The sequence below is a fragment of the Microbispora sp. NPDC049633 genome, from assembly GCF_040675265.1.
Taxonomy (GTDB): domain Bacteria; phylum Actinomycetota; class Actinomycetes; order Streptosporangiales; family Streptosporangiaceae; genus Microbispora; species Microbispora maris.
Genome location: NZ_JBFAOO010000273.1, coordinates 1 through 7,804, shown reverse-complemented (window position 1 = coordinate 7,804; position 7,804 = coordinate 1). Strand labels below are relative to the sequence as shown.

Genomic DNA, 7,804 nt, shown 5'->3' with positions numbered 1-7,804 from the left:
GGCATCCCGGCCGCGACGAACACCGGAACCGCGCCGAACCCGGCGGCGTACGGCGCCCACGAGGCCGCCGTGCCCTTGAGCCACAGGTTGTACGCCCAGGCCGCGGCCACGGCGAACAGATGCGTGATCCCGGCGACCGGGCCGCAGGCCAGCGAGAGCGGCACGCAGGCCGCCAGCGCGGCGAACGCCGCGGCGCGCACCGTGCGCGCGGTCACCAGTCCCGCGACGATCGGCTTGGCGGCCCGCGCCGCCGCGGCGTCCCTGGCGGCGTCCACGGCGTCGTTGCACCAGCCCACGGACAGCTGGCCGGTCAGCACGGCGAGAGCCGCGAGCGCGGTCTCCGCCGGGCCCCACCCGGCGAGCGCCACGAGCGCCGTGACCAGGGCCGTCACCGCCGCGGCCGGACCCGGATGGCAGGCCAGGGCAAGCCCGGCCACCATCCGCCGCGGCCCGGCCGGCCGCTCGCCCCCGGCGTCCGCCGAAGCGTCGCCTCCGGGACCCGCGCCGCGACCCGGCACGGCGGCACCCCGGCCGGTCTCGGCCGCCGTTTCGTCGGGCAGGGCCCCTGAGCCGGTCACGACCCCGAGCGTAACCGGACTTTACGGATGCGGATCATCCTGCGGTTCCGAGGGTATGCGGCGGCCCGCAACGGGCAAGAGGGACTTGTCATGATTTTCGCCAGCCCGAGGATGTGAGATGACGCGGATCGCGGCCGTCCACGGTGTCGTCCCCCCTCATCGCCACTCGCAGGCGGAGATCGCGGACGCCCTGGCGAGGGTGTGTCTTCCTCCGGGCGCCGACCGCCGGCTTCTCGACAGGCTGCACGCCGGCGCCCGGGTGGAGCACCGCAACCTGGTGCTGCCGCTCGACCAGTACGGCAAGCTCGACGGTTTCGGCGCGGCCAACGACCTGTTCATCGAGGCCGCGCTCGACCTGGGCGCGCAGGCCGTGACCGCGGCGCTGGCCGCGGCCGGCCTCACCCCGGCGGACGTCGACATGATCATGTGCACGTCGGTCACCGGCGTCGCCGCGCCGTCGCTGGACGCCCGGCTGGTGAACCGGATCGGGCTGCGCCCGGACGTGAAGCGGGTGCCGGTGTTCGGCCTCGGCTGCGTGGCGGGCGCGGCGGGGATCGGCCGGCTGCACGACTACCTGCGCGGCTGGCCCGGTCACGTGGCGGTGCTGCTCTCGGTCGAGCTGTGCTCCCTCACCCTGCAGCGCGACGACACCTCCACGGCCAACCTCGTGGCGGGCGCCCTGTTCGGAGACGGCGCCGCCGCCGTGGTCGCGTACGGGGACGACCGCGAGCCGCCCGGAACGGGCCGCGCGGCGGGGCCCGCCGTCGTCGCGACGCGCAGCCGGCTGTATCCCGGTTCCGAACGCGTGATGGGCTGGGACGTCCGCGACAGCGGCTTCCGGGTGGTGCTCGACGCCGGGGTCCCCGGCGTCGTCCGCGCGCACCTCGGCGACGACGTGCACGGGTTCCTCGCCGACCACGGCCTGACCGCCGGCGACGTCGCCGCCTGGGTCTGCCACCCCGGCGGTCCCAAGGTGCTGGAGGCCGTCGCGGAGACGCTCGCGCTGCCGGACGGCGCGCTCGACCTCACCTGGCGTTCGCTGGCCGCCAACGGCAACCTGTCGTCCGCGTCGGTGCTGCACGTGCTGCGCGACACCCTCGCCCTGCGGCCGCCGCCGCCGGGCACGCCGGGCCTGCTGCTGGCGATGGGCCCGGGATTCTGCTCAGAACTCGTCCTGCTGCGCTGGTAGGGAGACCCCCGTGTCGCTCTCGTACGCGCTGCTCGTCGCGCTCGTCGCGGTGGAGCGGCTCGCCGAACTCGTCGTCGCGCGCCGCAACGCCCGCTGGAGCCTCGCCCGGGGCGGGGTGGTGTACGGGCAGGGCCACTATCCCTGGATGGTCGCCCTGCACACCGGCCTGCTGGCCGGCTGCCTGCTGGAGGTGTGGCTGGCGGACCGGCCGTTCGTCCCGGGCCTGGGCTGGCCGATGTTCGGGCTGGTCCTGGCCGCGCAGGCGCTGCGCTGGTGGTGCGTCACCACGCTCGGCCCGCAGTGGAACACGCAGGTCGTCGTCGTGCCGGGCATGCCGCTCGTGACGCGCGGGCCGTACCGGTTCGGATGGCTGCGCCACCCCAACTACGTCGCGGTGGCGGTGGAGGGCGCGGCGCTGCCGCTCGTGCACTCCGCCTGGCTGACCGCGCTGGTCTTCACCGTGCTCAACGTGCCGCTCATGGCCGTGCGCCTGCGCTGTGAGAACGCCGCGCTCGCCACCGCCGCCCCCGGACCCGCCGCTCACGGCGCGGGGACGGGGACCGCGGCGTGATCGACGTGCTGGTCGCCGGCGGCGGGCCCGCCGGGCTGGCCACCGCCGTCCACGCGGCCCTGGCCGGCATGGAGGCGGTCGTGGTCGAGCCGCGGCCCGTCCCGGTCGACAAGGCGTGCGGGGAGGGGCTGATGCCCAGCGGCGCCGCCGCGCTGGCGGACCTCGGGGTGGCCGTGCCCGGCGGCAGGTCGTTCCTCGGCATCCGCTACGTGGACGGGCGGCACCGGGTGCAGGCGGAGTTCCGCGACGGCCCCGGGCTGGGCGTGCGCAGGACCGCGCTGCACGCCGCGCTCGCCCTCCGCGCGCGGGAGCTCGGCGTCCGCGTCGTGCCCGGCCGGGTGGACGCGGTGCGCGCCGCCGACGAGGCCGTTCACGCGGATGTGACGGGTGAGGCCCCCCTCCGCGCGCGGTGGCTGGTCGCCGCCGACGGGCTGCACTCGCCGATCAGGACCCGGCTGGGGCTCGGCCTGCCCTCCCCCGGCCCGCGCAGGTACGGGCTGCGCCGCCACTACCGGGTCGCGCCGTGGACGGACTTCGTGGAGGTGCACTGGGCGCCCGGCGGCGAGGCGTACGTCACGCCGGTGGGCGACGACCTGGTCGGCGTGGCGGTGCTGAGCGGCGAGCGGCGGACCTACGACGAGCACCTGGCCGAGTTCCCCGGTCTGCTCGCCCGGCTGGACGGCCCGCCCGTCACCCCCGTGCGCGGGGCGGGACCGCTGCGCCAGCGGGTGCGGCGGCGGGTGGCCGGGCGGGTGCTGCTCGTCGGCGACGCGGCGGGCTACGTCGACGCGCTCACCGGCGAGGGGATCTCACTGGCGCTGCTGTCGGCCCGCGCGCTGGTCGGCTGTCTGCGGGCGGGCCGGCCCGAGGACTACGAGACCGCCTGGCGGCGCCTGTCGTGGCGTTCCCGGCTGCTGACGGCCGCGCTCGTGCGGGCCCGGCGGCATCCCCCCGCCGCCCGGATGATCGTGCCGGCCGCGCGGCGCCTGCCCGCGGTCTTCGAGGCCGCGGTGCGGACGCTCGCCTGACCCCGCGCCTTCTGCCCCCGAACGTGCCCCGGAGCGGACAGGGCCCAGAATTGTTACAGCCGGATTCACAGTTGATGAACGCCCGTTTTTAGGACGCCTCCGGCAACCCCTATATGGAGTGGTAATAGAACCTACTTCGACACGAATGAAGTAGCCATATTTCCTGATCGGTATGCAAAGATCTAACGTGTGCATCTAATGGCGAGGCCGATGTTACGGCGAGGATGACTGGAGGGTCGTTACTTGCCTCACATCGCCCTCATCGCCCTGCTCGTCCTGCTCGGTACGCTCCTGATCGCCGCGCTGGTGGTCCTCGTGGTCCGCCTGCGCCGGCTGCGCGCCATGCAGGCCGAGGCCGTACGGCAGGCGGCGGCCGAAGCGCGCGAGCAGTTCGGCCGCGACGTGCACGACCTCGTGAGCAGCCGCCTGTGGCTGGCCACCCTGCGCAGCGAACTCGCCTACCGGCTCGCGGACGACGACAGCCCTCTGCGACCCGCGCTCGCCGACGTGGTGCAGGCGATCCGCCAGGCGTCCGCCGACATCCGCAACGTGACCCGCTCCTTCCGGGACGTCTCCCTCGCATCGGAACTGGCCAACGCGCGGGCCGTGCTGCGCGCGTACGGGACCGACTGCAAGATCGAGGTCGCGGAGGCGGAGCTGGGCGACGAGGTGAGCGCGGTGCTCGCGATCACGGTGCGGGAGGCGGTGACCAACGTCCTGCGCCACAGCAGGGCGACCCTGTGCACGATCGAGATCGTCGTGCGGGGCGGCGTGGTGACGCTCACCGTCGCCAACGACGGCGTCGATCCCTCCGCCCCGCCGGGCGACGGCAGCGGCCTGGACAACCTGCGCAACCGGGCGGCGGCGCTCGACGGCATGGTGGGAACGATCCTCGACCCGGACGGCTGGTTCCGCGTCATCGTCGAGATTCCCAACAGGGGCGGAGACCGCCGCTGACGCCTGCCGGGCTCACCCGGCGGGCCGCCCCGGCACCCACGGCCCATCCGCGGCCCGCGCGCCGTTCGCCCGCGACTGTGATCGCCGCCGGGCGCCGCGCCCCGTCACCGCCCCCGCACGGCGCCGCCCCCCGCGCCTGATCGTCGCGCTGTGCCGCCCCTCCCGGCCGGCGTGCGCGCGCCGCGCGCCTTGACCAGCGATCTGACCAGATGGTCCGCGACGCGTCCCGGACACGGCCGTGAATGGCATCATCGCCCACCCATGACTGCGTCACGGCTCGTTATGTGCAGATTTCACATAGCGCAGTTGACGGGCGTAACTTGGCCCTTCTCGTCATTTCCGGAATTCTTTGACGTGACCGGCCTAAGGGGACATCTGGTGATTAGTAAGTACGAGATTTACTGCCTCGCAGATCCCTTGTTCTACGACACGCTCGACAGCAAGCGCGCGGAGCATCCCGACTTCGCCATCGCCGCCCGGCCCGCGCCCGAGGGGTGGGCCCATCTTGCGACCGACACCTGGCTGCACTACGCGCCGATCGGCGCCAGGCTGCCCAGCCAGGGATGGAAGATCCACATCTCGTCCTCCCTGGCGGAGGCGGAGCGAGTGATAGCGGCGGCCTGGGACTACTGCGCGCCGCGCGGGCTGGCCTTCAAATTCCTGCGCGGCCGGCGCGTGATGACGATGCAGAACTCCAAGTACGCGTTCCGCGGGTCGAGCGGCAAGCTTGTCACCATTTACCCCGTCGACGAGGCCCAGCTGGAGCTGACGCTCAAGGAGCTCGCCGAGATCCTGGACGGCGTCGAGGGCCCGTACATCCTCAGCGACCTGCGTTACGGCGACGGCCCCCTGTTCGTCCGGTACGGCGGCTTCGCCGAGCGCCACTGCCTGGACGACAGCGGCGAGCGGGTGCTCGCGATCGAGGACGCCGACGGCAACCTCGTCCCCGACGTGCGCGGCCCGGCGTTCGCCCTGCCCCCCTGGGTGGCCCTGCCGGCGTTCCTCGAACCGCACCTGGCCGCCCGCAACGCGGTGACGCTCGAAGGCGTGCCGTACGACGTGGAGAGCGTGCTGCACTTCTCGAACGGCGGCGGCGTGTACCTCGGGCGCGACCGGCGCACCGGCGAGAAGGTGGTGCTGAAGGAGGCCCGTCCGCACGCCGGGCTCGACGTCGAGGGACGTGACGCCGTCACCCGTCTGCGGCACGAGGCCGCGATCATGGAACGCCTGGCCGGCCTCGACGCCGTGCCGGCGCTGCGCGACTACTTCACGGTCGGCGAGCACCACTTCCTGGTGCAGGAGTACATCGACGGCACCTCGCTCAGCCAGCTCATCGCCCAGAAGCACCCCCTGACCCGGGCCGACCGCACGCCCGAGATGACCGCGGACTACGCCGGGTGGGCCGTCGGGATGCTCGCCAAGGTGCGCGCGGCGGTCTCGGCGCTGCACGAGCGCGGCGTGGTGTTCGGCGACCTGCACCCCTTCAACATCCTGGTCGAGGGCGAACGGGTGGTGCTGATCGACTTCGAGGTCTCCTCACCGATCAAGGAGCGCAGGCGGCCCACGCTCGCGAACCCCGGTTTCATGCCGCCACGCGGGCTGGCCGGAGCCGAGGCCGACGAGTACGCGCTGGCCTGCCTGCACCTGGGCGTGTTCGCCCCGATGACCACCATGCTCCTGCAGCTCCACCGGCCCAAGGCCGCCCAGCTCGGCCGGCTGATCACTGAGACGTTCCCGGTGCCTCCCGCGCTGATCGAGGGAGCCGTACGGACCATCCTCGGGCAGGACCCGCCCGCGGCAGAGCCGAGCCTGCTCCCGCGGCCGGGCCGGATGAGGGAGGACTGGCCCGCGGTCCGGGAGGCGCTGGCCAAGGCGATTCTCACCTCGGCGACACCGGACCGCGAGGACCGGCTGTTCCCCGGCGACATCGTCCAGTTCGAGCCGGGCGGCGGCGTGAGCCTCGCCAACGGCGCGGCCGGCGTCCTGTACGCGCTGGCGGCGACCGGGGCCGGGCGGTTCCCCGAGCACGAGGAGTGGCTCGTCCGGCAGGCCGCCAAGCCCGGCGTCGGGATCGGCTTCTACAACGGCCTGCACGGCGTGGCGTACGCGCTGGAGGCTCTCGGCCGCCGCCGGGACGCGCTCGACGTGGCCGAGCTCTGCGTACGGCAGCCGGCGGAAGGGCTCGACCTGAGCCTCTACCGCGGCCTGTCCGGCATCGCCCTCGCCCTGATGCACCTGCACGACAGGACCGGCGAGCCGGAGTTCCGCGACCGGGCGGCGCGCGTCGTGGCCGTGGTGGCCGACCGGCTCGGCGGCCCGGACGACGTGCCCGAGATCAGCGGCGGCAGGTATCCGCACGCGGGCCTGATGTACGGCTCGTCGGGACCCGCCCTGATGTTCCTGCACGCCTACGAGCGCATCGGCGACCCCGGGCTGCTCGACCTCGCGGCCACCGCGCTGCGGCAGGACCTGCGCCGGTGCGTCGGCCGCGAGGACGGTCAGCTCCAGGTGCAGCAGGGCTGGCGGACCAACCCCTATCTCGACGAGGGGTCGGCCGGCATCGGCCTGGCACTGGACCGCTATCTCGCCCACCGGCACGACGAGACCTTCGCCGAGTCGCTCGCCGCCATCCGGTCGGTGCTGACGCTGCCGTACTACGTCCAGCCGGGGCTGTTCGCGGGCCGGGCCGGCATGATCGCCTGCCTGTCGTCCGGCTCCCGCCCCGACCCCGAGGCCGCCGTGGCGCAGATCGCCCGGCTGGCCTGGCACGAGCTTCCGTGCCAGGGCGGGCTGGCCTTCCCCGGAGCCCAGTTGCTCCGCCTATCCATGGACCTCGCCACAGGGAGCGCCGGCGTGCTGTTCGCGCTCGGCACCGCGCTGCACGACGAGCCGGTTCACCTCCCGTTCCTCGATCCCCCCGGACGGCCCCAGGCGCAGGCCCCCCTGCGCACCGCCGCCGGGTCCCGCGTCCCGACCAGCACCGGAAGGAGGTGAACACACCCATGGCGCTCCTCGACCTTCAGACCCTCGAGACTCCCGGCGGCGGCGGTGACTACCCCGGCAGCAACATCAGCCTCCTCGGCTGCACTCCGCACGAGAACAGCAGCCTCAGCATCGTCTGCGGCTGACGGACCCTCCGGTGAACACGATCTTCAGCCTCATCCGGGCTGGCTCATCCATACAAGGGAGATGATCGAAATGGCGCTTCTCGACCTGCAGACCCTCGAGGTTCCCGGCGGCGGCCACGACGGCGGCGGCAGCAACCTGTCCCTGCTCGGCTGCACCCCGCACGAGAACAGCAGCCTCAGCCTCATCTGCGGCTGACGACCATCCGGACCACGATCATCGGCCTCAACCGGGGCTGACGGCACTCATACAAGGAGATCATCGAAATGGCGCTTCTCGACCTGCAGACCCTCGAGGTTCCCGGCGGCGGCCACGACGGCGGCGGCAGCAACCTGTCCCTGCTCGGCTGCACCCC

Annotated in this window: 9 protein-coding genes; 8 read left to right on the top strand and 1 reads right to left on the bottom strand. The window is 73.5% G+C overall.

What is annotated here, in order from left to right; genetic code table 11:
- On the bottom strand, positions 1 to 578 hold a 578-nt coding region (locus AB0J39_RS36430), incomplete at its 3' end, for a UbiA family prenyltransferase (protein WP_363473217.1).
- A 118-nt stretch (positions 579 to 696) separates the two neighbouring features.
- On the opposite strand from AB0J39_RS36430, the gene AB0J39_RS36425 reads away from it, so the two are divergent.
- The 8 genes from AB0J39_RS36425 to AB0J39_RS36390 form a co-directional block, all read left to right on the top strand.
- Positions 697 to 1,767: a 3-oxoacyl-[acyl-carrier-protein] synthase III C-terminal domain-containing protein gene (locus tag AB0J39_RS36425; protein ID WP_363473214.1), complete on the top strand. Its 1,071-nt coding sequence runs from the start codon at positions 697 to 699 to the stop codon at positions 1,765 to 1,767.
- Between the two features lie 10 nt (positions 1,768 to 1,777).
- Positions 1,778 to 2,338 carry an isoprenylcysteine carboxyl methyltransferase family protein gene (locus AB0J39_RS36420; protein WP_363473213.1) on the top strand — a complete coding sequence of 187 codons (561 nt, stop codon included), beginning with the start codon at positions 1,778 to 1,780 and terminating at the stop codon, positions 2,336 to 2,338.
- Positions 2,335 to 3,366 carry an NAD(P)/FAD-dependent oxidoreductase gene (locus AB0J39_RS36415; RefSeq protein ID WP_363473211.1) on the top strand — a complete coding sequence of 344 codons (1,032 nt, stop codon included), beginning with the start codon at positions 2,335 to 2,337 and terminating at the stop codon, positions 3,364 to 3,366. The genes AB0J39_RS36420 and AB0J39_RS36415 overlap by 4 nt, the downstream gene beginning before the upstream one ends.
- Before the next feature lie 243 nt (positions 3,367 to 3,609).
- A complete protein-coding gene (locus AB0J39_RS36410) occupies positions 3,610 to 4,323 on the top strand; it encodes a histidine kinase (RefSeq protein ID WP_363473209.1) in 714 nt (237 codons plus the stop codon).
- A gap of 378 nt (positions 4,324 to 4,701) precedes the next feature.
- Complete coding sequence (lanKC, locus tag AB0J39_RS36405) at positions 4,702 to 7,317, top strand: class III lanthionine synthetase LanKC (protein WP_363473207.1); 2,616 nt, start codon at positions 4,702 to 4,704, stop codon at positions 7,315 to 7,317.
- Positions 7,314 to 7,451 (top strand): SapB/AmfS family lanthipeptide, encoded by a 138-nt coding sequence (locus AB0J39_RS36400; RefSeq protein WP_346227216.1) that lies wholly within the window; start codon positions 7,314 to 7,316, stop codon positions 7,449 to 7,451. Before lanKC ends, AB0J39_RS36400 begins: the two co-directional genes overlap by 4 nt.
- Before the next feature lie 70 nt (positions 7,452 to 7,521).
- Positions 7,522 to 7,647 (top strand): SapB/AmfS family lanthipeptide, encoded by a 126-nt coding sequence (locus AB0J39_RS36395; protein ID WP_363473205.1) that lies wholly within the window; start codon positions 7,522 to 7,524, stop codon positions 7,645 to 7,647.
- Between the two features lie 68 nt (positions 7,648 to 7,715).
- On the top strand, positions 7,716 to 7,804 hold an 89-nt coding region (locus AB0J39_RS36390), incomplete at its 3' end, for a SapB/AmfS family lanthipeptide (protein WP_363473218.1).

Bases quoted from the DNA above. Each gene is read 5' to 3' on its own strand.
- AB0J39_RS36425 (WP_363473214.1), top strand. From the start codon at position 697: ATGACGCGGATCGCGGCCGTCCACGGTGTCGTCCCCCCTCATCGCCAC.
- AB0J39_RS36395 (WP_363473205.1), top strand. From the start codon at position 7,522: ATGGCGCTTCTCGACCTGCAGACCCTCGAGGTTCCCGGCGGCGGCCAC.